Source organism: Rhodococcus sp. NPDC049939, from assembly GCF_040656415.1.
In the GTDB taxonomy this organism is placed as follows: domain Bacteria; phylum Actinomycetota; class Actinomycetes; order Mycobacteriales; family Mycobacteriaceae; genus Rhodococcus_F.
Window position 1 is genome coordinate 143,953 of record NZ_JBFAMC010000006.1, and the last position, 25,078, is coordinate 169,030.

Annotated in this window: 14 protein-coding genes and 1 pseudogene; 12 read left to right on the top strand and 3 right to left on the bottom strand. The window is 62.1% G+C overall.

What is annotated here, in order from left to right; genetic code table 11:
• The first annotated feature begins 42 nt into the window (after nt 1-42).
• The 8 genes from AB0I57_RS18965 to AB0I57_RS19000 all read left to right on the top strand — a co-directional run bounded on the left by AB0I57_RS18965 (nt 43) and on the right by AB0I57_RS19000 (nt 8,691).
• Nucleotides 43-1,368 carry a sugar ABC transporter substrate-binding protein gene (locus AB0I57_RS18965; RefSeq protein ID WP_358338769.1) on the top strand — a complete coding sequence of 442 codons (1,326 nt, stop codon included), beginning with the start codon at nt 43-45 and terminating at the stop codon, nt 1,366-1,368.
• Entirely contained in the window at nt 1,365-2,330 is a 966-nt protein-coding gene (locus AB0I57_RS18970) for a sugar ABC transporter permease (protein WP_358338717.1), read from the top strand. The genes AB0I57_RS18965 and AB0I57_RS18970 overlap by 4 nt, the downstream gene beginning before the upstream one ends.
• 29 nt (nt 2,331-2,359) lie before the next feature.
• A complete protein-coding gene (locus AB0I57_RS18975; protein WP_358338772.1) occupies nt 2,360-3,208 on the top strand; it encodes a carbohydrate ABC transporter permease in 849 nt (282 codons plus the stop codon).
• A gap of 51 nt (nt 3,209-3,259) precedes the next feature.
• Nucleotides 3,260-4,360, top strand: coding sequence for a sn-glycerol-3-phosphate ABC transporter ATP-binding protein UgpC (ugpC, locus tag AB0I57_RS18980; protein ID WP_358338720.1), 1,101 nt, complete (start codon nt 3,260-3,262; stop codon nt 4,358-4,360).
• A gap of 462 nt (nt 4,361-4,822) precedes the next feature.
• Nucleotides 4,823-5,137: a hypothetical protein gene (locus tag AB0I57_RS18985; protein ID WP_358338723.1), complete on the top strand. Its 315-nt coding sequence runs from the start codon at nt 4,823-4,825 to the stop codon at nt 5,135-5,137.
• Nucleotides 5,137-6,585, top strand: a complete 1,449-nt coding sequence (locus AB0I57_RS18990) for an MFS transporter (RefSeq protein ID WP_358338726.1) — start codon at nt 5,137-5,139, stop codon at nt 6,583-6,585. The genes AB0I57_RS18985 and AB0I57_RS18990 overlap by 1 nt, the downstream gene beginning before the upstream one ends.
• 205 nt (nt 6,586-6,790) lie before the next feature.
• Complete coding sequence (locus tag AB0I57_RS18995) at nt 6,791-7,246, top strand: MarR family transcriptional regulator (protein WP_358338729.1); 456 nt, start codon at nt 6,791-6,793, stop codon at nt 7,244-7,246.
• Nucleotides 7,243-8,691: an MFS transporter gene (locus AB0I57_RS19000; protein ID WP_358338732.1), complete on the top strand. Its 1,449-nt coding sequence runs from the start codon at nt 7,243-7,245 to the stop codon at nt 8,689-8,691. The genes AB0I57_RS18995 and AB0I57_RS19000 overlap by 4 nt, the downstream gene beginning before the upstream one ends.
• 52 nt (nt 8,692-8,743) lie before the next feature.
• On the opposite strand, the gene AB0I57_RS19005 is transcribed toward AB0I57_RS19000, so the two are convergent.
• Nucleotides 8,744-9,577 (bottom strand): oxidoreductase, encoded by an 834-nt coding sequence (locus AB0I57_RS19005; RefSeq protein ID WP_358338734.1) that lies wholly within the window; start codon nt 9,575-9,577, stop codon nt 8,744-8,746.
• A 93-nt stretch (nt 9,578-9,670) separates the two neighbouring features.
• The gene (locus AB0I57_RS19010; protein WP_358338737.1) at nt 9,671-10,759 is read right to left on the bottom strand and encodes a nitric oxide synthase oxygenase; all 1,089 of its coding nucleotides are present in this window, start codon (nt 10,757-10,759) and stop codon (nt 9,671-9,673) included.
• 242 nt (nt 10,760-11,001) lie between these two features.
• On the opposite strand from AB0I57_RS19010, the pseudogene AB0I57_RS19015 reads away from it, so the two are divergent.
• Together AB0I57_RS19015 and AB0I57_RS19020 are read left to right on the top strand one after the other, a co-directional pair.
• Nucleotides 11,002-11,112 (top strand): annotated as a pseudogene (locus tag AB0I57_RS19015) (oxidoreductase); the annotation flags it as partial.
• 195 nt (nt 11,113-11,307) lie between these two features.
• The gene (locus AB0I57_RS19020) at nt 11,308-12,291 is read left to right on the top strand and encodes an MDR family oxidoreductase (protein WP_358338739.1); all 984 of its coding nucleotides are present in this window, start codon (nt 11,308-11,310) and stop codon (nt 12,289-12,291) included.
• A 7-nt stretch (nt 12,292-12,298) separates the two neighbouring features.
• Here the strand turns inward: AB0I57_RS19020 and AB0I57_RS19025 are convergent, their stop codons facing one another.
• Nucleotides 12,299-15,517: a carboxyl transferase domain-containing protein gene (locus AB0I57_RS19025; protein ID WP_358338742.1), complete on the bottom strand. Its 3,219-nt coding sequence runs from the start codon at nt 15,515-15,517 to the stop codon at nt 12,299-12,301.
• 846 nt (nt 15,518-16,363) lie between these two features.
• On the opposite strand from AB0I57_RS19025, the gene AB0I57_RS19030 reads away from it, so the two are divergent.
• Both AB0I57_RS19030 and AB0I57_RS19035 read left to right on the top strand, forming a co-directional pair.
• A complete protein-coding gene (locus tag AB0I57_RS19030; RefSeq protein WP_358338745.1) occupies nt 16,364-16,870 on the top strand; it encodes a transglycosylase family protein in 507 nt (168 codons plus the stop codon).
• Between the two features lie 552 nt (nt 16,871-17,422).
• On the top strand, nt 17,423-25,078 hold a 7,656-nt coding region (locus AB0I57_RS19035; RefSeq protein ID WP_358338748.1), incomplete at its 3' end, for an amino acid adenylation domain-containing protein.

The window sequence follows — 25,078 nt, forward strand, 5'->3', positions numbered from 1 at the left end:
CAGGTGTGAGGATCGATGAGACGGCGCAGAAATCGCGGGGCCGTGCTGGCAGCAGGCGCCGGTGCCCTGACCCTCACGATCAGCGCTTGCGCGGGCGCGGGTTCGCTCGGTGCCTCGGATCAGACCGTCACCATCGCGATGGTGTCCAACCCTCAGATGCAGGACGCCCGAGCCCTCGCCTCGCAGTTCGAAGAGGAGAACCCGGACATCGACCTGAAGTTCGTGACACTGCCGGAGAACGAAGCTCGCGCGAAGATCACGGCGTCTACCGCGACCGGTGGCGGCGAGTTCGACGTGGTAATGATCAGTAACTACGAGACTCCGCAGTGGGCCGGCCATGGATGGTTGGAGAACCTCTCGGAGTATGCGGAAGCGACGGAGGGCTACGACCAAGACGATTTCATTCCCACACTGCGAGAGTCCCTTTCATACGAGGGGGATATGTATGCGGTGCCGTTCTACGGTGAGTCGTCGTTTCTGATGTTTCGCAAGGACTTGTTGGAGCAGGCCGGGATCGTCCTGTCGGAGAAGCCGACCTGGACGGAGGTAGCGGAGGCTGCAGAGCAACTCGATACCGATGGGATGGCGGGAATCTGCCTGCGAGGCCAGCCTGGCTGGGGACAGGTGCTCGCCCCGTTGGACACTGTCATCAACACCTTCGGTGGACGGTGGTTCGACGAAGACTGGAACGCGCAACTCACGAGCCCCGAGGTAGAACGCGCGGTGCAATTCTACGTAGATCTGGTGCGGGATCATGGTGAGCCCGGAGCGGCAACCAGCGGTTTCGGAGAATGCGCAACGCAAGTCGCGCAAGGGCACGCCGCGATGTGGTACGACGCCACATCCGCCGTGTCCACGCTCGAGGATCCGACGTCGAGCACCGTTGTCGGCAAGATCGGGTACGCTCCGGCGCCGATCGAAGTGAAGGAAAACTCCGGTTGGCTCTACAGTTGGGCCCTCGGAATTCCGGTCAGCAGTGACAACCCTGATGCGGCCTGGAAATTCATCTCCTGGATGACCGACAAGCAATACATACGCACGGTCGGAGAGGATCTCGGCTGGGAGCGCGTGCCACCCGGTAGCCGTCTGTCGACGTACGAAATACCCGAGTATCAGCAGGCGTCAGCGGCGTACGGCCCGCTCACACTAGAGGCGATCGAGAATGCGACACCGGAAGCGCCTACCGTGCAACCAGTTCCGTATACCGGCGTGCAGTTCTTGGCGATCCCGGAGTTCCAGGACTTGGGGACGCGGGTGAGTCAACAGATCAGTGCAGCGATCGCCGGCCAGAAGACAGTGCCCGAGGCGCTCGCCCAAGCGCAGCAGTACGCCGAGGTGGTCGGCGCGTCCTATAGGGAACAACAATGACAGCCGTTGCCGAGAAGCCGGTCGCGGGCGATACCGAGGAGCGGGTGCGCGAACTGCGGGCCAAGAAGGATGCCGGCGTCTCGAGAGCGGAGGGGTGGCGTCGCCGAGGCCCGCTGCTCCCCGCGCTGATCCTCATGATCGTGGTCACCCAGATCCCGTTCCTGTTCACGCTGTACTACTCGACGCAGTCCTGGAATCTTGTCCGACCGGGGTCCCGCACCTTCATTGGACTGCAGAACTACGTGGATGTGTTCAGGGACAGTCAGTTCCGTGAGGTCGCGGTCAACACGGTGATACTCATCGTCGGGACCGTCCTGATCTCGGTGATCCTGGGGGTGATGCTTGCACTGCTGCTCGATCGAGCGTTCCTCGGCCGAGGCATTGTGCGAACGCTCCTCATCACGCCCTTCCTCGTCACACCGGTCGCAGGCGCGCTGCTTTGGAAGACGACGATGTTCGACCCGGTCTTCGGCATCATCAACTTCGTGCTCTCGCCATTCGGTGTCGGGCAGGTCGACTGGGTGAGCAGGTTCCCGCTCGCCGCGGTCATGGTGAACTTGGTGTGGCAGTGGACCCCGTTCATGATGCTGCTGATCCTGGCCGGCTTGCAGTCGATGCCGCGCGACATCCTCGAGGCGGCTCGGGTGGACGGTGCCCGGCCGTTCGCGATGTTCCGAGAGTTGACACTTCCGCATCTGCGAAGGTTCATCGAACTTGGCGCCGTTCTCGGTGCGATCTACCTGGTCAACACCTTCGATGTCATCTACATGATGACCCAGGGCGGTCCTGGTACCGCCAGCGCCAATCTCCCCTTCTATATCTATCAACGCGCCTTCCTCGGCTTCGATATCGGACAGGCGGCAGCGATGGGCGTCGTGGTGGTGGTCGCGATCATCATCGTCGCGACCCTGGCGTTGCGCCTGATCTTCAAGAGCTTTTCCGGTAGCGAGGAGGCCGCGTAGTGAGTACCGCTGCTGCGACACAGCCGGCTGTGGCCGAACCAAGTGCACCGGGACGTAAGCGCGCCCGCAAGCACCGCCCGTTCAGTCCCTGGAGTGCGGTGGCGTGGATCATTGCCCTGGGATTCTTCTTCCCGGTTGCCTGGATGGTGTTGACGTCGTTCAAGCAGGAGGGTGATGCGTACACGGACCCTCCAAAGTTGTTCTTCGCACCGACGTTGGACCAGTACCGGGGGGTGCTCGACAGCGGGATCGGTACCAGCCTGCTCAACTCGGCGTTCGCGACGGTGATGTCGACGCTGTTGGTCCTGTTGCTCGGTGTTCCGGCCGCGTTCGCGCTGTCCCTGCGTCCCGTTCGGAGGACGAAGGACGCGTTGTTCTTCTTCATCAGCACGAAGATGCTCCCGATCGTCGCCGCGATCATCCCGCTGTACGTGATCGTCAGCAATATCGGTCTGCTCGACAATATCTGGGTGCTGGTGATCCTTTACACCGCAATGAATCTGCCTATCGCGGTGTGGATGATGCGGTCGTTCTTCCTCGAGGTTCCCGGTGAACTACTCGAGGCCGCGAGTATGGACGGAGCGAGCCTGTGGACGTCGGTACGGGAGGTGATTCTGCCGCTCGTTTCACCTGGTATCGCGGCGACCGCGCTGATCTGCGTGATCTTCTCGTGGAACGAGTTCTTCTTCGCGGTGAACCTCACCGCCGTTCAGGCACAAACCATTCCGGTGTTCCTGGTCGGGTTCATCACCGGTGAAGGCCTGTTCTGGGCTCGACTCTCCGCTGCGGCGACGCTCGCCGCATTGCCGGTGATCCTCGCCGGCTGGGTGGCCCAGAACAAGTTGGTGCGCGGACTTTCCTTCGGTGCCATCAAATGACGATCACCGCAGGAACACTCATCATCTTCTGTCTCGAGCTCAGGAGTAATCATGGCTGACATCGCGTACAGAGGCGCATCCTGCATCTACGAGAACGCCGACAGGTTGGCGGTCGATTCGCTGGACCTCCAGATCGAAGACGGGGAGTTCGTCGTCCTCGTCGGCCCGTCCGGCTCGGGAAAAAGTACCGCCCTGCGCATGCTCGCCGGACTGGAGGACATCGATGAGGGCACTATCGAGATCGGCGGCAAGGACATGGTGGGGGTGCCGCCGCGCGACCGCGACATCGCCATGGTGTTCCAGAACTACGCTCTGTACCCGAACAAGACAGTCGGCGAGAACATGGGCTTCGCGTTGAAGATGCGTGGCGTCGGGGTAGAGGAACGCAAGAAGAAGGTAGAGGAGGCGTCCAGGCTGCTCGGCCTCACCGATTATCTGGATCGCAAGCCGGCCAAGCTGTCGGGTGGTCAGCGTCAGCGAGTGGCGATGGGGCGCGCGATTGTTCGTGATCCGCAGGTGTTCTGCATGGACGAGCCGTTGTCGAACCTGGACGCCAAGTTGCGGGTGCAGACGCGTACCCAGATTGCGGCACTGCAGCGCAGGCTGGGTACCACCACCGTGTACGTCACCCATGACCAGGTAGAAGCGATGACAATGGGTGATCGGGTTGCTGTCCTCGATAATGGTAGGCTGCAACAGTTTTCGACACCGACGGAACTGTACGACCGCCCGGCCAATGTCTTCGTGGCGGGATTCATCGGTTCACCCGCTATGAATCTGATGACCCTGCCGATCGTCAGCGGCGGTGTACGCCTGGGCCGCTCCACCCTTGCACTCGAACGCAGCCAGTTGTCGGCGCTGCACGCGGCCGGTCTGGAGACGGTGACGGTCGGGGTACGACCTGAGCAGCTGGAACTGTCGGACGGAGAGGGAAGTTTGGACGTGGTCGTCGATCTCGTAGAAGAACTCGGCAGCGAGTCCTACGTACACACACGCATCGACGGTGACGGCACGCGGCTGGTCGCCCGTTCACTGACCCGCACACCCGCTCGCCTGGCCGACACGGTATCGCTGCGGAAGCGGGAGGGAATCGTACATTTGTTCAACCCTGAAACAGGCGAACGCATCGATGACCGGAAGGGCGCGAACTAGCCCCGCGTCGTTCGTCGCGTGGGAATGCCGGCCGTTTGCGGCCGAGGGCGGCCAATCACCACGTGTGGGTGCTGTCGGAGCACTTACCGCACTCACAATGCCGCCCCCAACCTGGCGCTGTTGTCGTCTTCCCCGGGTTTGCGGGACGACGCGACGCGGGCGCGACCTGCGCTTGCTCGATGGAACTTGCGCGAATTCCGCCCCACGCGGGCCGTGAGGACCTGGCGTAGAAGGCTCTCTCTCGGCTGCTGCCGACATGCCGTCTATTAGACAGTGTTGCTGATAGAGCTGCTGCCTAGTTGTGTGGTTGTTCGATCATGACTGGTTGATGCTAATAGCTTGCCGCCCTTGTGGATATCTATTCATCTCGTGTGAAGTTCAACTACCGTTGAAGACTATTGAGGCACCTATTACAAACAGCTAGACTGGCTAATCAGGCCGCGGTGTGTGGTGAGGTGGAACATGGGCTGGAAAGTCGATCGGCTCCGCGAGGATGTTGTCTTGTTCAGTGGCCGCACCGGGACACACCGGGCAGACCACAGGCTCACGCCTTCGCAGTTGCGGGCGCTGTCGCACCTCGACCGCGGAGGGCCGATCAGCGCTCGTGCGTTGGCAGGGTTTGAGCAGGTGGCGCCGCAGTCCATCGCCAGGCTGGCGGCGCTCGACACCGAGTGCACCGAGGACGAGCGCGAACTGTTGTTCATCGCTGGTCGGTTACTGCGACGCCTCGCCGACATCGGGGAGCGGGTTTCGCAGCGGGAGTCACTGATGAACTGATGAACGTGTCCGTAGTCGATACCGGCGCGGACCGAACCGGCGGGTCTGTACCTTTCAGGGTCAGCGGTTCGGTGGCCTCGGGGAGCGTCCTCCAAGCGCTGAACTCGTCGATGATCGCCGTCGCGATCGTCGGTATTGCCGCGCAGTTCGGCTCGTCGTCCGGTATCACCTGGGTGATCTCGGGCCTCTACCTGGCTACAGCAATTTGCGCCCCGATAGCCGGCAAGCTGGGCGCTCTGCTCGGTGCTCGGCGGGTCTATCTCGGTGGCCTCGCCCTGGTGGCTCTCGGCTCCGTTGTCGGCTTGTTGGCGCCGACTGTCGGCTGGCTGATCTTTGCCCGAGTACTCGTCGGAATCGGAACTGCCACCCAGTATCCCAATGCGATGACGATGGTTCGAGAGTATTCGGAGCGATACGCTGTGCAGCCTCGCAGTGCGATCACCATCCTTGCGGCTTGTAGCCAGGCGGTGTTGGCATTGGGGCCGACTGTCGGTGGTCTGCTGGTGGGGGCGTTCGGATGGCACTCGATCATGTGGATCAACCTCCCGATCGCCGCGTTGTGCGCGCTGACGGTGACAAAATTCGTGGGAGTCGGCCTCGTGAGAAGCGTTTCCGTGAATGTTAGGGATCTGCTTCGGTCGCTCGACGTGGTGGGGGCAATGCTGTCTGTCGGGTTGATTGCATCGACGATGCTGTTCCTCTTGTCGCTGACCAGCGTCCCGCTCTGGTGGTTGATACCCGTCTGGCTGATGACTCTCGCAGCATTCATCGAGTGGGAAAAGCGGGCGGAGGAACCGTTCGTCGACGTAAGGTCGCTCGCCCGAAACCGTGCGCTCAGTGCGACTCTTGCTCGGGTGCTGTTCACCTACACGACGTTCTACTGCGTCTTCTTCGGCGTTCCGCAGTGGTTGCAGTACTCCCGGGGGATGAGTGCCACCGAAGCAGGTCTGACGATGCTCCCAGTCGCCGGGGTGGGCTTTGGGTCCACGTTTCTCGCATCGCGAATACTGGCGCGTCACGGTGTGCGCAAGACGCTCGCCGTCGGGACGTGTGCAATCCTCGTCGGCGGTCTGCTCTTGGCTTCGGTGGAGAGTAGTACGGCCCCGATCGTCGTGCTGCTCTTGGTGGCTGTCGTGCTGGGAATTCCCAACGGATTCAATAACATCGGCAATCAGAATCTGGTCAATTCGTACACGTCCGTCGAGGATGTGGGCACCGCGATCGGGACGTACCGCACCGTACAGTACATCGGAGCGAACCTCGCCGCCGCTGTGCTGGCGACCACCGCTGGTCACATCATCGGCGACGACGGCCTGCACCGCACAGGCTGGTTCATCGCCGTGGTGGGAACCGTTCTCCTGGTGGGTGTCCTGACCTCGCAGAACATGGGAGATCAGCAGCTGGAGGAACAGACCCAGTGGATCCAGCAGAAGCCGGCGTCTATGTAGGCCTTGTGCGGCTACCACTGTTTGGAGGTTCTGCCCCGTCTCCGTCGGAGCCGCCCTCGATCAGAGGCGAAGCTGTGATGTATTAGACAGCAATACTGCTTAATAATTATCGATTGACCTGGACCTAGCTGTACGTGATGGCTTGATGGTCAAAAATAAGACAGCTAGACTGGCTAACGGTATGGATCGGACGAGAGGGTGAGAAATGGACGAGAAGGTCAATCGCCTCCGTGAAGACGTTGTTCTGTTCAACAGGCGAATCCGGAGCCAGAAGGCGCGTCACCAACTCACGCCCACGCAGTTGCAGGCGCTGTCGCACCTCGACCGCGAAGGGCCGATGAGCGCTCGTGCGTTGGCAGGGTTGGAGCAGGTGGCGCCGCAGTCCATCGCCAGGACGGTCTCGATCCTCGAAGAGGCGGGGATGGTCTCGCGCACCGCGGATCCCCAGGATGCTCGTGCGAGCATCGTCGCGATCACCACACTCGGGTCGCAGACCCTCGAGGTTGACCGGGCGCGGCGAAGTGAATGGCTCTCGGCGGCGCTCGACACCGAGTGCACCGAGGCCGAGCGCGAATTGTTGTTCATCGCTGGTCGGTTGCTGCGACGCCTCGCCGAGATTCCGGAGACGGCTCCGCAACTTCGGTCAGTGGTGAACTCGTGAGTGTCCTTGTCGAGGAATCCGTTGGTACGCGACGGGATCGACGCATCCCGATTCGGATCAGCGGCTCGGTTTCCTCCGGAAGCATTCTCCAACCGCTGAACTCGTCGATGATCGCCATCGCGATCGTCGGTATTGCCGCGCAGTTCGGCTCGTCGTCCGGTATCGCATGGGTGATTTCGGGCCTGTACATAGCGACAGCAGTTTGCGCCCCGATAGCCGGCAAGCTGGGCGCCCTGCTCGGTGCTCGGCGGGTGTACCTCGGAGGACTCGCTCTTGTGTCACTCGGTTCGGTCGTCGGCATCCTGGCGCCGACAGTCGGCTGGCTGATCTTTGCCCGCATACTTATCGGAATCGGAACTGCCACCCAGTACCCCAATGCGATGACCATGATTCGGGGGTACGCGGAGCGTCATCGGGCGCAGCCTCGAAGTGCGATCACCACCCTGACCGTCTGCAGTCAGGTAACCGTGTCACTGGGTCCGACGCTCGGTGGTCTGTTGGTGGGGGCGTTCGGATGGCACTCGATCATGTGGATCAACCTTCCGGTTGCCGCGTTCAGCGCCGTCTTGGTCACGAGATTCGTGGGAGCCGACTCTGCCCGAGTTGCGTCCGTGAGCCGCAGCCGGCTGCTGCGCTCGCTCGATGTGGCAGGGGTGCTGTTGTTTCTCGTTCTGATCTCGTCGACGATGCTGTTTCTGCTCTCGCTCACGACCGACCCGTCCTGGTGGCTGATCCCCCTTTGGACGGTGGCACTCGCTGCGTTCATCTATCGGGAACGGCGGGCGGAGGTGCCGTTCATCGACGTACCGGCGCTCACCCGAAACCGTGCGCTCAGTGCGACGCTCGCCCGGACGCTGCTCACCTACTCGGCGTTCTACTGCGTCTACTTCGGTGTTCCGCAATGGTTGCAGTACTCGCGCGGGATGAGTGCCACGCAGGCAGGCCTGACAATGCTGCCGGTCGCCGCGGTCGGTGCTCTCACCACGCTGATCGCCTCACGAACGTACGTACTTCACGGGGCGCGCAGAACACTCGCTGTCGGGACGTGTGCACTCCTCATCGGTGGTCTGCTCCTGGCCTCGGTAGAGCGCAGCACGGCCCCGATCCTCGTGCTGCTCCTGGTGGCTGTCGTGCTGGGGATTCCCAACGGATTCAACAACATCGGTAATCAGAATCTGGTCAGCTCGGTCACATCCGTCAAGGAAGTGGGCACCGCGATCGGAATGTATCGAACCGTGCAGTACATCGGAGCGAACCTCGCCGCTGCGGTGCTGGCGGCTACCTCCGGTCACGTCATCGATGACGTCGGGCTGCACCGGACAGGATGGTTCATTGCCGTGGTGGGAACCGTTCTGTTGGTCGGTGTCCTGATCTCACGGAACATGGGCGACCGGCGGAAGGTACAAACCCGCCAGTTCGAGCGCACGCCGGGGCTTTCTGAGTAGCACCTGTGCGTGCGAGGAGTGCACACAGTTGCTGCTTCAATCAGACTCGCTTCTATCGGGGTGCGAAACTTGTGCCGACAGTCAGTTCCCGCCACCTCTCGACCTCAGCACGTTGTGCTTCCTCGACCTGCAAGTACCTGTCGAGGGCGTCCTCGCCGAGCAACAGCAGCAGGGGTGGCGCAGGGTCCTCTACGGCTGTGATGATCGCCTTCGCGGCCTTCGCGGGGTCTCCTGGCTGTGTGCCGTGGGAGGAGTCGTTTTCCTTTCGTCGCTTTCCTGCCGTTTCGGCGTAGTCCGCAATTTCCATGGCTGATTGGACGAGTGAGCGGCCCGCGAAGTCGGTACGGAACGAACCGGGCTCGACGATCGTGACCGAAATACCGAGCGGCTCGAGCTCCTTTCGCAGGGATCGGGACATCCCTTCGAGTGCTGCCTTCGCTGCGGAGTAGTACCCGGAGCCGACAGGCGAGATTCGTGCGCCGATCGAGGAAACGTTCACGATCGCACCGGAGCGTCGGGCGCGCATGTCGGGTAGCGCGGCCCGGATCGTCTCGACTGGACCGAAGAAGTTGGTCGCGAACAATCGCTGGATGTCGGCGTCCTCGCCTTCCTCGACAGCGGCGCGATAGCCGTATCCTGCGTTGTTGACGAGTACGTCGATACCGCCGAAGCGGTTGTGAGCCTTTTGCACCGCCTCGGTTACCTTAACGGGGTCGGTGACATCGAGGGGAACTATGAGCGCCGTATCTGGGTATGCCTCGGACAGTTCCGCCAGTTTCGTGGCGTCGCGCGCTGTGACCACCGCTTGGTGTCCACGTGCGAGCACCGCCTCGGCGAGGGCGCGGCCGAGACCGGTCGAGCAACCTGTGATGAACCATGTGGACATATCTGTTAGTCCCTCCGCTTCGATCCGTCGGTTGTGGGGCGACGTCCCGCGGCCTGCGCGAGGATCGGCACGCGACTCGGTGGCGACATCGGTTCACTGACCGGTGACCGGGCACCCTGAACCTCTACTCTTCCTGCGCGAGACGAAGTTGGGGCGAATGTCCATGTCGGCTGAGTCGAAGTACCGGTGGAATGTGGGAGTTAGCGCCGCGGACATCGGAGGGTTGATCCACGACCAGTCCGTAGGGCACTTTCGCCCCCGTGATTCTTCGTGTTCGACATGGCTGATGAATTGTTTGGCGACGGTGTGATGATCGACCATGATGACGCCCGCACGCCGGTAGCTGTGGATCACGGCACGGTTGAGTTCGACCAGTGCACGGTCGCGCCACAGCGTCCGCTCCGATCTCGTGTCCAAGTTCAGGTACTTGGCAATGACAGGCAGCATGTTGTACCGATTCTCGTCGCTGAAGTTGCGGGCTCCGACCTCGGTGCTGACGTACCACCCGCTGAACGGGGCGAGCGGGTAGTTCAGACCGCCGACTGAAAGGGTCATGTTCGACACGGCTGGGACGGCGTGCCATTTGAGACCGAGATCGACGAACCAGGGGTAATCGGGATGCGAGATCTCGACTTCGAGGACCAGTTCGGTGGGCACGTCGTACCAGCGCACCGGCTCGTGCGGCGTGCTGATCACCAGCGGTAGTACATCGAAGGGCGTCCCGGCACCGCGCCATCCCATCCTGGTGACGTACTCGGTGATGCTCACGTGCGCAGGGTCACCGGTCACCGTCCCGTCCGAGTTGCGGTAGCCGGCGTACCGGATCAGCTGGGGGCTGATGATCTTGTACTCGCGACCGTCGGGGAGAGGTAGAGGGCCGACGGTGATGACGGAACGTAGTGCACCGCCGTTGGTTGCAATCCGCAAATGCCTCCAGCATGCTTCCGCGATCTCGTCTGCTGTGGTGGCGTGGCGGGCATCGAGGAGCTTGAGCATGCGCCAGTGTTTGCGGCCCACACAACGTGCGTGATTACGCCAAGCCAGCCGTGCACCGATCTCCAGCTCCTCGAAGGTCTGCTCATATCGCCCAGTCGCAGCAAGAGACTGCAACGAGTTCTCGAGACGTGAATCGAGCAGGTGAGAGAGTTCCGGCTGATGGAAGAAGTCCGAACACTCTTCCATCTGAGCTTTGTATCTGGCTCCGGCACAGTCGAGTCCATTTTCTACAGCCTCAATGTCCGAAGCGGACGGAAGCGTCTTCGTGCTGTCCATCAAGACCTCCGACGATTGTTGATCTCGTCCGCTGTTGATCACGCCCCGCGCCAGTATGCCAGAGAAAAGTTACTGAGCCTATGCACTGATTTCGGGATAATCTTTAGGGTCTTTCGTCCGGTGGCGGGACACTGTCGCATGATGGTATGGCTTCGAGCGTGAACTACGAGGACGCTCTGGCACTGACACTGAAAGGCGTTGTGGTGCGCGAGTACCCGCTGGTGCCCGGCATCGACCCCGCGGGCGTTGTCGTTCGGTCGAAGGACTGGGTGGTCGGTTGGGCAGCATACCGACCCGCATGGCTGCCGCATCGGCACTGCCGGCTCCACCGCACAATTCGGCGTGGCGGACGCGCTCACCGCCTCGTATTTGCCTGCATTCGCGACGCGACAGTGCTGGTGTGAGAGTGCTGTCGCATGATGGTGAAGGCTAAACCGTCGAGGTCAGGAGAGTAGCTGATGAAAGAATTCACCGTGTGGATCGCGCGTGAGAACTCGGAAGGAATCGGACTTTCTCGTGAGAGCGTCGGCGAGCCGTTTCTTCCTGCGGGCGAGGTGACGATCCAAGTCGAGTACTCGAGCGTGAACTACAAGGACGCTCTGGCACTGACACCGAAAGGCGGTGTGGTGCGCGATTACCCGCTGGTGCCCGGCATCGACCTCGCGGGCGTTGTCGTTGAATCCCAGACCCTCGAGTTCGCGGTCGGTGACAAAGTTGTTGCACACGGATACGACATAGGGACCGCTCGCCACGGTGGGTACGCACAGTTCGCCCGTGTCCCAGCGGACTGGGTGGTCCGTTTGGGCAGCATGTCGACACGCACTGCCGCTGCAATCGGAACAGCCGGTTTCACGGCCGCGATGAGTGTGGAGGCGCTGCTGGCGTCAGGAATCGAACCGGAAAACGGACCAGTGCTGGTCACTGGTGCGAGTGGGGGTGTCGGAACCGTTGCCGTCGATTTGCTGTCGACGGCAGGTTTCGATGTGGTGGCGTCGAGTGGGAAGCCGGAGAAGGCCGAGCTGCTCACCCAGTTGGGTGCGAGCAGGGTGATCGGACGTATCCCGGAACCCGGCACGGAGCCGCGGCCGCTCGGCAAGGCGCAGTGGGCGGGCGCGGTGGATTGTGTCGGCGGCGCGACCCTTGCACACGTGCTGAGCACCGTTCAGTACGGCGGAGCGGTTGCGGCGAGTGGGCTGACCGGCGGGGCCCAATTGGCTACCACGGTGCTGCCCTTCATCCTTCGCGGTGTCAGCTTGCTCGGGATGGATTCGGTTCAGTATCCGATCGACCAGCGCCGCCGATTGTGGGGACGCCTCGAATCGGACCTCGCGCCATCTCGACTCGACTTGATCACTCACGAAGTTCCGATCGCCGACGTTGTGTCGGTAATCGATGAGGTGCGTGCCGGAAGCTATTCGGGCCGCGCCGTCGTGGTGATGTAGCAATACGTCAGGGACTGAGCCGACTGATCCAGGCGCGCGAATCGGCTGGGTCGATCACATCGTCGAGCTCGAAGATCGTCGCTGCGTTCAGAGCCTTCCCTTGCTGGTAGGCAGAATCGACGAGTCGGGTGAATGCAGAGTGCCGTTCGTCCGGGTCGTCGATCGCCTCTAGTTCCTTACGGAACCCGAGCCGTACAGCGCCCTCGAGGCCCATCGCCCCGATCTCACCTGTCGGCCACGCGACCGTGAAGTCGGATGCATGAAAGGAACCACCCGCCATTGCCATTGCACCCAGGCCGTATCCCTTTCGCAAGATTATCGTTCCGTACGGCACGGTCATCCGCGCACCCATGATGAACAGCTTGCCGAAGCGGCTGACTGTAGCTTCCTCCTCGGAATCAGGCCCGACCATGAATCCAGGTGTGTCGCAGAGTGATACGATCGGGAGTCGGAACGATTCGCACAGCTCGAGAAAGTGCGCCATCTTGTCGGCCGCGACCGCATCGATCGCGCCACCGAGATGACTGCTGCTGTTCGCGACGAGGCCGTACGGCCGTCCCTCCACGCGAATCAGCGCGGTCACGATCCCTACGCCGTGATCGCGACGGAGTTCGAGAACCGAGTCCACATCGGCGATGGAGTCCACCGCGGAACGAACATCATAGGCGTGCAAGCGGTTCTCCGGGATGACGTGCCGGGACAGTCTTTCGTCAGGGGCGGTCCAGTCGGAGGTCACGCCTTGGAAGTACGACAGGTACTTCTTAGCCAGCATGACTGCGTGCGCCTCATCCCGCGCGAGCAAATCGATCACCCCATTGCGGCGCTGCACCTCGACCGGGCCGATTTCTTCCGGTCCGTACACGCCGAGCCCGCCGCCCTCGACCATCGCTGGGCCACCCATGCCGATGTTCGCTTCTGGGGTGGCGATCAAGACGTCACAGACACCGGCCAGCGCCGCGTTGCCGGCGAAACAGCGACCCGAGACGATCGATACCAGCGGTACCTTCCCATTCAGCGCCGCCATGTACCGGAATGCCTCGCGATCGAGTCCGGCTGCTGAGCCGGCGTCGGTGTCACCGGGACGTCCACCACCACCTTCGGCAAACAGGACAATCGGAATCTGTCTGCGCGCAGCTATTTCGATCACGCGGTCGGTCTTCGCGTGATTTCGCATCCCCTGTGTTCCCGCGAGCACCGTGTAGTCATAGGACATCACTGCCACCTGAGTCGTGCTCGGGCCGAACTCACCTCGGTTGATGGTTGCCAGTCCGGCGACCAATCCGTCGGCAGGAGTGTTCTCGATCAGATCCTCCTCGGACCGGCGACTACGCTGTCCGGCAAGAACGAGGGGTCCGTACTCGATGAAACTGTCTGGATCGACCAGATCGGCGATGTTGGCGCGAGCGCTACGCCTGCCGATCTTCTCACGTTTCGCAATCGCGGCGGGCCGGGCAGCATCGAGGGTGACCTCGTGCCGGTATCGGATTTCCGCGAGATCCTCGCGTTCTCGGTCGAGATCGGTCGCGCTCGAGGTCATGGCATCGGATTCGGATCCGGAGCGGCGGATCACGATCAGCGGGTCGCCGATGTTTACGGTCTCGCCGGGTGATACCAGACTCCGTGCGATCACTGAACCCGCAGGAGCGTTGACAACGTGGTGCATCTTCATTGCTTCGAGCACCACGAGTTGGCAGCCCGGCGCCACGTCGGCTCCTTCGTCGGCCGTTTCTACGACGGTTGCTGACATATGGGCTCGCAGTATCTCTTCGCCCGGTTGCAATTCGAGTGCGTCCGATGGCGCTCCAGCCCAATCGAGCGAGTCCGCCGCGTCTACGAGCGTGCTCGTCCGCTCGTCGAGGAAGTTGGTGTCGACAATGCCGTCGGAGAAATCTGGGTCTCTCAGAATTACCTGGAGCAGACCGATATTCGTGGGGACGCCCTCGATCAGGAACTCGGTCAGTGCCGCCGCTGCTTTGCGTGTCGCAGCCGAAAATGACTGCCCCCGAAAATGAACAACGACTTTCGCGAGGAGCGAGTCATAACGCGGACTCGGTGAAAGACCCGGTCGTCCGAAGGTGTCCACGCGAATTCCCGGGCCGGTGGGGGCCGAGAATGACGACAGGGTTCCCGTGACGGGGACTGCCTGACCGTCGGGGCTCATGGTCTCCATGTTGACTCGGGTCTGGATCGCGATGCCTCGAGCGGTGGCCGACCTGCCCGACGTGTTCAACCCGATGGCACTGATCCCCTCCGGAAGAAAGAGATCGTCGAAGCTCGCTCCCCGAGCGATATCGATCTGGGTTGCAACGAGGTCGATCCCCGTCACTTCCTCGGTAACCGTGTGTTCCACCTGGATTCGTGGGTTTACCTCGAGGAATGCGAAACCGTTGGATGACACCAGGAACTCGACGGTCGCGAGTCCGAGATAGCCGACACTGGCACAGAGTCGAGTCGCAGCCTCGTGCAGTTCGGTTCGCAATCGAGTATCGAGTCCTTGGGCCGGTGCGATCTCGACGAGCTTCTGGTGTCGGCGTTGGACGCTGCAGTCGCGGTCGCCTACTGCGAGTGCGCGGATGCTTCCCGAGTGCGGTGCCGCCACTACCTGTACCTCGATGTGTCTGGCCGCCGGAATCAGTTCCTCGGCGAACAGGGCTGGATTCCCGAATCCGAGCTGCGCCTCCGAGGCGCACAACCGATACGACTCCTCGATCCGGTCCGCGTGGTGGACGGCGCGGATTCCACGGCCGCCACCACCGGCTAGGGCCTTGATCATGATTCCGCGCGGATGGCTCGAGAAGAACGAGCGGATTCCGTCGATGTCGGTGGGACCGCGCGTGGCTTCGAGCACGGGCACGTTCGCGCGCTCGGCAGCCTCGCGCGCCGAGGACTTGTCGCCGAAGATTTCGAGCACTTCGGGGCTAGGACCGACGAAGGAAATGCCGGCATCAACGCAGGAGCGCGCGAAATCCGGGTCTTCGCTGAGAAATCCGTAACCGGGATGAAGTGCGGTAGCACCGAATTGGCCGGCTGCGTCGAGGATCGCGTGCGGGTTCAGATATGCGGAGGGCCCAGATCCCGGCAGTACGGCGGCTTCGGTTGCGGCCGAGATGTGAGGGCTGTCTGCGTCGTCTTCGGCGTAGACAGCGACAGTGTCCACCGACATCTCGGAGGCGGAGCGGATGATGCGGAGCGCGATCTCACCGCGGTTGGCGACAAGCAATCTCACTTGTACTCCTCTGTGAGAGCGAACAGGTCGGCCTCGAGGGCCGTGGCGGGCGACAAGGGCGTTGGAACGGCGGTATCACGCTGCGTGCATTCGGCAACAGGTTCGACGGGGCGAGGCTGGCAGATCCACTCCCGTGGACGCGCCCACAGTATGCGGTATCTGATGTTGACGTCAATATCAGAATTGATACCGGGCTGTGCTGTCTGCTGGTCTCCGACATCGACTCGTCGCCCAAGATCGTGCTAGGTAACTCGCTCGTTATGGCGGGTAGTCATGGGCGGGCCCACAACTCGAGCGGGTGATGAATTCGATTCATACCGCAATTCTCCAGAAGGGCAGAAGTTCGGACCGCCAGATTGTTTTGGCGCTCAGCGCTATTGGTAATGAATAGGTCAAATCAGATCGGGTGTAGTTATGCGCCTGGCAAACCATTAGTTGTAAAAATCGTGGCATCTGGTCTAAAGCGCACGAGACAGCCGACCAAAGGGTAATCTTCAGGTAATAAATATGTATACCGAAAGTCACGGGACAATGTCGGAACCGCATCGGATTTTCTGAAATCCGAATATTTTGGCTCCAATGTCTCGATAGTCGGACGTTCGAACCTTGTTTTTTCAGCCGAATCTCGAGAGGAGGTTGCGCACGGTCGCTCCCCTTGTCGCGAACCGGGGCGAAGACAGTGACCCTTCGCTGCAGATTTCGCTCAGTTGATCTGCGCTCGTGGGTCCGGAATCCGACACTTTGAGGCGCACTGACGCGGCACGGAAAGGGATGTTCGGGGAGGCAACGAGACATCGTCGCCTGCAAGCCCGACACGTCTGCGGGCGCGGAGAGGATTGACCAAGCATGACTACTCGAAATCTCGAGAAGCGTGTCCTTGGCTGGATAGTCATGGTCGGCGTTGCTGTTGCAGTCCCGCTCAGCTGGGGCACCGGAACCGCGTCTGCCTCATCTTCCTCGTCCTCGTCATCTTCCTCGTGGTCCCCGTTTCGCAACTGGGACGCCGTCGCGCAATGCGAAAGCGGCGGCAACTGGTCCATCGACACCGGGAACGGCTACTACGGAGGATTGCAGTTCTCGCCCATCACCTGGGCGGAACACGGAGGAATAGGCAATCCCGCGCATGCCAGCAGGGCCGAACAGATCCGTATCGCCGAGAGAGTGCTCAAGACTCAGGGCATCGGCGCGTGGCCCGTCTGCGGCAAGTACTTGAACACGGGTGGCATCACCTTCCTGGACGATCCCGCAGCGTTGATGGCGGCTGCGCAAGCGGCTTTCGAAACGGCTCTCGATCTGGCTGAGCAGTTCGGGTTGGATCACAGGATCGCGCAGATGCTGATGGCCGGATCCTGAGGGATCGAGCGCACACCTGTCGGCTGTCACCCGGTTCTTCTGGGCCGGGGACAAGCCGACAGCGGCTTCCGATGCCGGGTCCGCGGGATCACCGCCGGGGCATCCGAGGGTGATCTTGCCGTCCGTGGCGTCCCCAACCCAGCGGCCGGGTATTGACCTGGGACGAGCTGCGTTTGGGTCCGGACAATTACTTCGATTCGCTTGATAACAATTTCATGTGTCAGGCAAGAGAATGTACAACAGATATGTAACAGAACAGCGGATTCAGTGGTGGCTCGACTTCGTTGGAATCAGTCGTCGAGGGCTGTCTATTTAGTCGATTTCGCCTCCCTCGGAAGGCGGAATCGGACTCAATGTCGCACACTCGCAGTTGCGTATACTTACAAGACCGCTGGGTTCAATTCGGCCGCAACCGGTCCCAGTGATAGGCCTGCGCTGCAACTGAATACTCGGGTGAATTCTCCCCACGAGCCGATCGGGCGGTTCGTGGTTGCAGCAGGTGATCCACTATTAATTCCCGAGATGACGCATGGAAGAGTTGGTGAACAAAGCGTGTCATCGTTGAACGATCTCGATATCAATTCGGCCCGGTCGGTGTTGCCGTCCTCCAACTTCTCGGCACCATCTGGAATGTTCCCCCTTTCCGCTGCTCAGCGGGGGATTTGGTTCGCTCAGGGTCTACTTGACGATGTCCCGATCGTGATCTCTCAGTACGTCGAGTTCACCGATCTCGATCTCGACGTCGACCTGCTGGCGGACTCCGCACTCGTTGCCGCACGCGAACTCGGTACCGGTGTGCTTCGGATCGTCGAGAGAGACGGTGAACCGCTCCAGGTGATCGACGAGTCACTCGGCCTCGAGTGGATGCACATCGATCTGACGGCTGAAGAAGACCCACGCGCGGCCGCCCACGCCTGGATGCGGACCGAATACAGCACCCCGATCGACCTGCTGGGTGATCGGTTGATCCACACCGCGATCCTGCACCTTGGCGACCATCACTACTACTTGTACTCGCGAATCCACCACATCGCGCTCGACGGCTACGGCGCAATGACGTTCAACAGTCGAACCGCGGAGTTGTACAGCGCGAGGGTCCAGGGGCGCGATCCGGCGAGATTCAAGGCCAGTTCATTACGTGAAATCATCGAGGACGAGGCTCGTTACCGTACGTCCAGCAGATTTGAGAAGGACCGGCAGTATTGGTCCGAGCGCAGTCGCGATTTCCCGGATCCGATCAGCCTCGCCGGGCGGGCTGCTGCCCCCGGACTGCCCGCTCGGGTGATCAGCAAACCGCTACCCCCTGCCACCGAAGCGGCGGTCCAGCGGCTGCTCGTCCGACAAGATGCGATGTTCGCCGCTGTGGCAGTGGCCGCTGTGGCGGCCTTCTTGTCCCGCCTGACCGGCGAGGACGACGTCGTGCTGAGTCTGCCGGTCTCGGCCCGCACTACAGCGAGGCTACGTAACTCCGGCGGCATGGTGTCGAACGTGGTACCGATCCGCCTGCAGGTTGACGATCAGGCGACGGTCGCCGACCTTGTTCGGCGCGCGCAGCTCGAGTTGACGGGTGCGCTACGCCACCAGCGGTACCGGCATGAGGACATTCGACGCGACGCTGGGATCAGTGGCGGCTATCGCGGTTTGTTCGGTCCGTCGATCAACATCATGTTGTTCCACGAAGAACTGCACGGCGGCAATGCAGTCGGCCAGTTCAACGTGCTGACCACCGGTCCGGTTGAGGATCTGGCGGTGAACCTGTATCCCAGTGTCGGGGGTCAGGTGGCGCAGATCGACTTCGAGGCCAATCCGAATCTGTATACCGAGGATCAGCTGCGCGGACACCACACGCGGTTCCTCGAATTCCTGACCGCCTTCGCTGATGCACCGGCCGATCGTCGGGTCGTCGACCTCGAGATCCTGGACGAGGACGAGGCTGCACACCTTGTCCCCTCGCGCGGGCCGGCAGGCGCGAGGGTGCGCCTGCTTCCCGATCTGCTGGCGGAAGGTGTGGCAGCGGCCCCGCACAGCGTCGCGATTCGCGCGTCGGGCGCAGAGATCACTTACCAGGATCTGGACACCCGTTCGAATAGATTGGCGCGGTTACTCATCGAGTCGGGTGCCGGTCCGGAAATACGCGTCGCGCTGAGCCTGTCTCGATCGGTCGAATCGTTGGTCGCGTTCTGGGCTGTGGCCAAGTCAGGTGCTGCATTCGTGCCGATTGACCCGGACTTGCCTATCGAGCGGATATCGAGAATGCTGGCGGACTCCGGAGCACTCGTCGGCGTCACCACTCGGGACCTGCGCACCGATCTGCCCGACACCACCGACTGGATCGTGCTCGACGACGAAGCGACGAACCGTCGGTGTGCGACCCTGCCGGATGACCCGATCACTGACAACGACCGTCGGTCGGTACTCCGGGAGGGCAACGCCGCCTACTTGATCTTCACATCGGGCTCGACCGGTGTCCCCAAAGGGGTCGTTATCGCCCACACCGGACTGGCAAACAACGTAGCGGCTGATAGTCGTCCGGAGCTCGGTGTAACCGCGCAGTCCCGGGTATTGCGCTTCTCGTCAGCAAGTTTCGATGCATCCGTCTTCGAGATGATTCAGGCGTTCAGCGCCGGAGCCACGATGGTGGTAGCACCTCCGGACATGATTGGCGGTAGTGAGCTGGTCGACTTGCTGCGCGACGAACAAGTGACCCATATGATCGTGGCTCCCACGGTGATGAACACCGTGGATCCAAGAAGCCTCGAGCACCTCGAGGCCGTCTTGGTGGGTGGCGACATTTGCACCCCAGACCTTGTCGAACGCTTCGGCAACGCATGCCGTTTCACCAACGGCTACGGCCCCTCCGAAAACACCATCCTCTCGACCACTCTGTGCCCACTGCAACCGGGCGACGCGATCACCATAGGTACGCCCATTTCGGGTGTGAGCGCGGTGGTGCTCGACCGCCGACTCAGGCCGGTTCCGGCAGGGGTGGTGGGCGAACTCTACCTGGCGGGGCCGGGTCTGGCGCGCGGATACCATGACCGCCGCGGATTTACAGCGAATCGTTTCGTGGCCAACCCCTTCGGGGAGCCGGGGCAACGTCTCTACCGTAGTGGCGACGAAGTGCGCTGGGTGGAGTCGGACACGGCGGGAGGTTACGCCCTCGAGTTCATCGGCCGATCCGATTCCCAAGTCAAGATCCGTGGCTTTCGTATCGAACTCGGTGAGATCGATACGGCTCTGCTCACTCTGGACGGAATCAACTTCGCTGCCACTATCGTTCATCAAACTGACAGTGGCACTCCAGCTTTGGTCTCGTATGTGCGCCTCGACAGCGGCTGTGACTTCGATCCGCAAGCCATTGCGGAGCAGGTTGCCACGACAGTACCTTCACACATGGTGCCTGCTGTGGTGATGCAGCTCAGTGAGATTCCAGTCACCGCGGCGGGCAAACTCGACCGCAGCGCCCTACCCGCGCCGCGGTTCGGCTCCGCCAGTCGCGCATTCCGTCCTCCGTCGACGCCGGACGAGGAACTTCTCGCGGGACTGGTTGCCGAGGCACTCGGGATCGAAAAGGTGAGTGTTGACGATTCGCTGTTCGCCCTGGGCGGAGACAGCATCATCGCGATGCAGATCGCAGCCCGTGCGAAGAAGCGTGGTCTCAGCTTTACCGCGCGGACAGTGTTCGAACGCAAGACCATCGCCGAGATCGCCAGGGCAGCGGCGGTGGAACAGGTCACAGAGGGCCTCGAGGAATTCGAGGGCGGTGGCGTCGGGCGGATTCCTTTGACCCCCGTCATGTACGAGATGCTCGAACGCGCATTCTTCGACGGCGGATACTTCGGCGACTTCAGTCAGACATTGGTGCTGATGGCACCGGTCGAGGCAGGCGAGGACCGATTGAGGACGACGCTTGCGGCGGTCATGGAGCGCCACGACACGTTGCGTTCGCGGTTCTATCGCGAGGGCAGCTCCTGGGTTCTCGAAACAGCTTCAATCGAAAATTGGTTTGCCGGAGGTATTTCGGTAGACCTTCTCGTTTCGCGCGTACCGACGACCGCTGCGCCGGGTTCCTTGACCTTCAACGAGCTGGTGGAGTCCGAGAGTGCTGCCGCTGCACGGCGGCTGGACCCGGAGCGCGGGATCATGATTCAAGTGGTGTGGCTCGACCCACGATCGCATGAGGTGCCCGGGCGGCTTCTCATAGTCGCGCATCACTTGGTAGTGGACGGCGTGTCATGGCGAGTGCTGCTGCCGGACTTCGCGACGGCATGGCTGCGAATCGGTGCCGGTCAGCTACCGGACCTGGCCCCGGTGGGGACCTCCTTCCGCCGTTGGGCACACGGAGTCCGGGACAAATCGGACGCAGGCACACACATCGGGGAGATGACGCACTGGCTGGAAGTTCTCAGCGGCCGTGATCCCCTGATCGGTTCGCGGGCAATCGATCCCTCCATCGACACAATGCGCACTACCAAGCGGATCACCATCGAGGTAAGCCCGCCGGTGACCGAAGCGGTGCTCGCACAGCTACCGGACGTCTTCAGCTGTCGAATCCACGACGGCCTGCTTACAGCCCTGGCGATGGCCATCGTGGAATGGCGCCGTTCCCGCGGGGTCGACGAACGATCTGTGCTGCTGACACTCGAGGGACACGGGCGGGTGGAAGAGGCGGTTGCGGGTGCCGATCTCGCCCGTACCGTTGGCTGGTTCACCAGCGCTTTTCCCGTTCGGCTGACAGTGCGGGGGGTCGATCTCGCCGAGGCATTCGGAGGCGGACGCGAAGCCGGTGTCCTCATCAAGACCATCAAGGAGCAACTCGTCGCGGTGCCCGCACACGGCGTCGGCTTCGGTGTGCTCCGTCAGCTCGATGACACCACGCGAACGATCCTCGCCGCGCTCCCCGCTCCACAAATCAGCTTCAACTATCTGGGCCGGGCGGACGGACAGTCGAACGCGGAGGAGGATCAGCACGAGCTCGGCTGGACCCTCGACCCGTTGGCACTGAACCAGCTTGCAACCAGTGGGTCCAGAATGACGGTGGCCGCCGCTGTCGACATCAATGCGCTTGTCGTCGACGCCCACGACGGACCACGGCTGACTGCGACGTTCGACTTCCCGACGGGAGTCCTGCGTGATGCGGAGGTTGCAGCATTGGCGGATCTGTGGCGCCGAGCCCTCGATGGCCTTGCCACGCACGCCCTGGTACCCGGTGCCGGTGGCCTGACACCTTCGGACCTGCCGCTGGTGTCCGTGAACCAGCGGCAGATCGAGCGCTGGGAACGACGGTATCCAACGCTCCGCGATGTGTGGTCACTCTCGCCGCTGCAGTCCGGGTTGCTGTTTCATGCGACCATTGCCGCGGAGTCGGTCGACGTCTACACCGCGCAACTGCGCATCGACCTCGAGGGTGCGGTCGACGGCGCGCGGCTGCGTGCCGCTGCTGCACGTGTGCTCGCACGCCACCCGAGTCTGCGGGCTGCCTTCGTCTACGACGAAACTGGAGAGCCGGCGCAACTGGTAGTCGACGACGTGGAAGTCCCTTGGCGGGAAGTCGATCTCTGTGTCGATGGGACTTGCGCGGATACGGAACTCGCACGACTTCTCGACGAGGATCGATTCGCCAGCTTCGATCTCACCCGGCCACCTCTGGTGCGACTGTTGCTGATCCGCACGGAACCGGCGCGATATGTGCTCGCGATGACCAACCACCACATCATTCTCGACGGCTGGTCGATGCCCTTGCTGGTGCGCGAATTGCTGGTGGACTACGCTGCGGGCGACTCGACTACCGCGTTCGTGGAACCTCCTTCGTTCCGGACGTATCTCGATTGGCTGGCCCACCGTGATCTCGATGCGTCGCGGCGAGCGTGGGATTGCGCCCTTGCCGGCTTCGAGGAAGCTACCCTGCTTGCCCCTGGTGTGTCTGCGGTGCGCAACGATGTTCCTGCAGAAATCGATATAAACCTGCCCGACAACATAATCGGGGAGCTGACTGCGTTCGTTGCGCGACTCGGAGTCACGGTGAACACCGTGATTCAGGCCGGGTGGGGACTGTTGCTCTCTCGGCTGCTCTCGCGCGACGACATAGTATTCGGCGCCACTGTTTCGGGTCGGCCGCCGCAGTTACCCGAGGTCGAGAGCATACTGGGGCTCTTCATCAACACAGTGCCGATTCGTGTTCGGCTCGATCCGGATGAGACGTTGGCGCAGTTGCTCACCCGACTGCAGGCCGAGCAGGCGTCCCTGGTAGAGCATCACCATCTGGGACTCGGCGAAATTCAATCATGTGTGGGCTTGGGCAACCTGTTCGACACATTGTCGGTATTCGAGTCCTACCCAGTCGACAAGTCCGGGCTCGCGGACACCGATATCGCAGGCATGCGGGTCACCATGCTCGATGTCCGCGACGCTACTCACTATCCTCTGACACTGCTGTCGATCCAGGAGCCACACCTGCGGTTGAGTCTGCGCTACCAACCTGGACTCTTCGACCACGACACAGCCGCGACTGCCGCGGGTCGCCTGACCGGCATCCTCGAGGCAATTGTCAACGATGCGGGCACCACGGTCGGTGGTCTCGATCTCTTCACCCCCGGTGAACGGGAATTGGTGCTCGAGACGTGGAACACGACCTCGCATACGGTGCCGCACACCACGCTCGCCGATCTGTTCGCGGATCAGGTGATCCGCACCCCCGACGCACCCGCGGTGGTATTCGACCGAACTGTGTTGTCGTACGCCGAGTTCGACGCCCGCACGAATCGTCTGGCACGGTACCTGATCGGTGCCGGGGTGGGCCCTGAATCGTTGGTGGGCGTCGCCTTGACCCGTTCGGTCGACCTACTGGTGGCGATCTATGCGGTGGTCAAGAGCGGTGGGGCGTATGTGCCGATCGATCCGGACCAGCCCGCCGAGCGGATTGCACATGTGGTAGCCATTGCCGAGCCCGCTCTGATCCTGACGTGCACCGTGGATCGGGTGAAGCTCCCCGCGTCCGTGGAGGCGCTCGCACTCGATGTCCTCGACGTCTCGGAGCACTCTGCCCATCCCATCGGTGACGGAGACCGGGTGGCGTCTCTGCGTCCGGGCAACCCTGCATACGTCATCTTCACTTCTGGCTCCACCGGCGAACCCAAGGGTGTCACCGTGCCGCATGAGGGCATCGTCAACCGGTTGCTGTGGATGCAGCAGCGATACCCGATCGGTCCGAAAGATGCTGTTCTACAGAAGACTCCGACTACCTTCGATGTGTCGGTGTGGGAGTTGTTCTGGCCATTGCAGACCGGCGCGCGTGTGGTAGTCGCCGAACCGGATGGTCACCGCGAACCTCGATACCTGGAACGTGTGATCCGGGAGCGGTCGGTCACCACGGTTCACTTCGTACCGTCGATGCTCGAGGTGTTCCTGGCCGGGGCTGACGTTGCGGGGTGTGATTCGCTGAGGCAGGTGTTCACCAGTGGTGAGACGTTGGCGCCCGCGACGGCGACGCGATTGCACAGGGTGAGCGACGCACAGTTGCACAACCTCTACGGGCCGACCGAGGCGTCCGTCGATGTGACCTCCTACGAGACCGGTCCTGGCGAGTCCGTGGTTCCGATCGGTGGCCCGGTGTGGAACACCCGAGTGTATGTGCTGGATGCCCGTTTGCAGCCGGTTCCGGTGGGGGTGGCGGGGGAGTTGTATTTGGGTGGGGTGCAGGTGGCTCGGGGGTATGTCGGTCGGGCGGATTTGACGGCGGAGCGGTTCGTGGCGGATCCGTTCGGTGGGCCGGGTGCGCGGTTGTATCGGACGGGGGATTTGGTGCGGTGGAGTCGGGAGGGGAATCTCGAGTTCTTGGGGCGCACTGATTTTCAGGTGAAGGTGCGGGGTCTGCGGATCGAGTTGGGGGAGATCGAGTCGGTGTTGGTGGCCGATGATGCGGTGTCGCAGGCTGTGGTGGTTGTGCATGAGGGTGAGTTCGGTCAGCAGTTGGTGGGGTATGTGGTGCCGGCTGCGGGGTGCACGGTGGAGGTCGAGGCGGTGCGTGCTGCGGTGGGGAAGCGTTTGCCGCGGTATATGGTGCCGGATGCGGTGGTGGTGTTGGAGGTGTTGCCGCTGGGCAGTTCCGGGAAGTTGGATCGGCGGGCGTTGCCGGCGCCGGTGTGGGTGCCTCGGGAGTTCCGGGCGCCGACGACTCCGGTGCAGGAGATTGTTGCCGGGGTGTTCGCC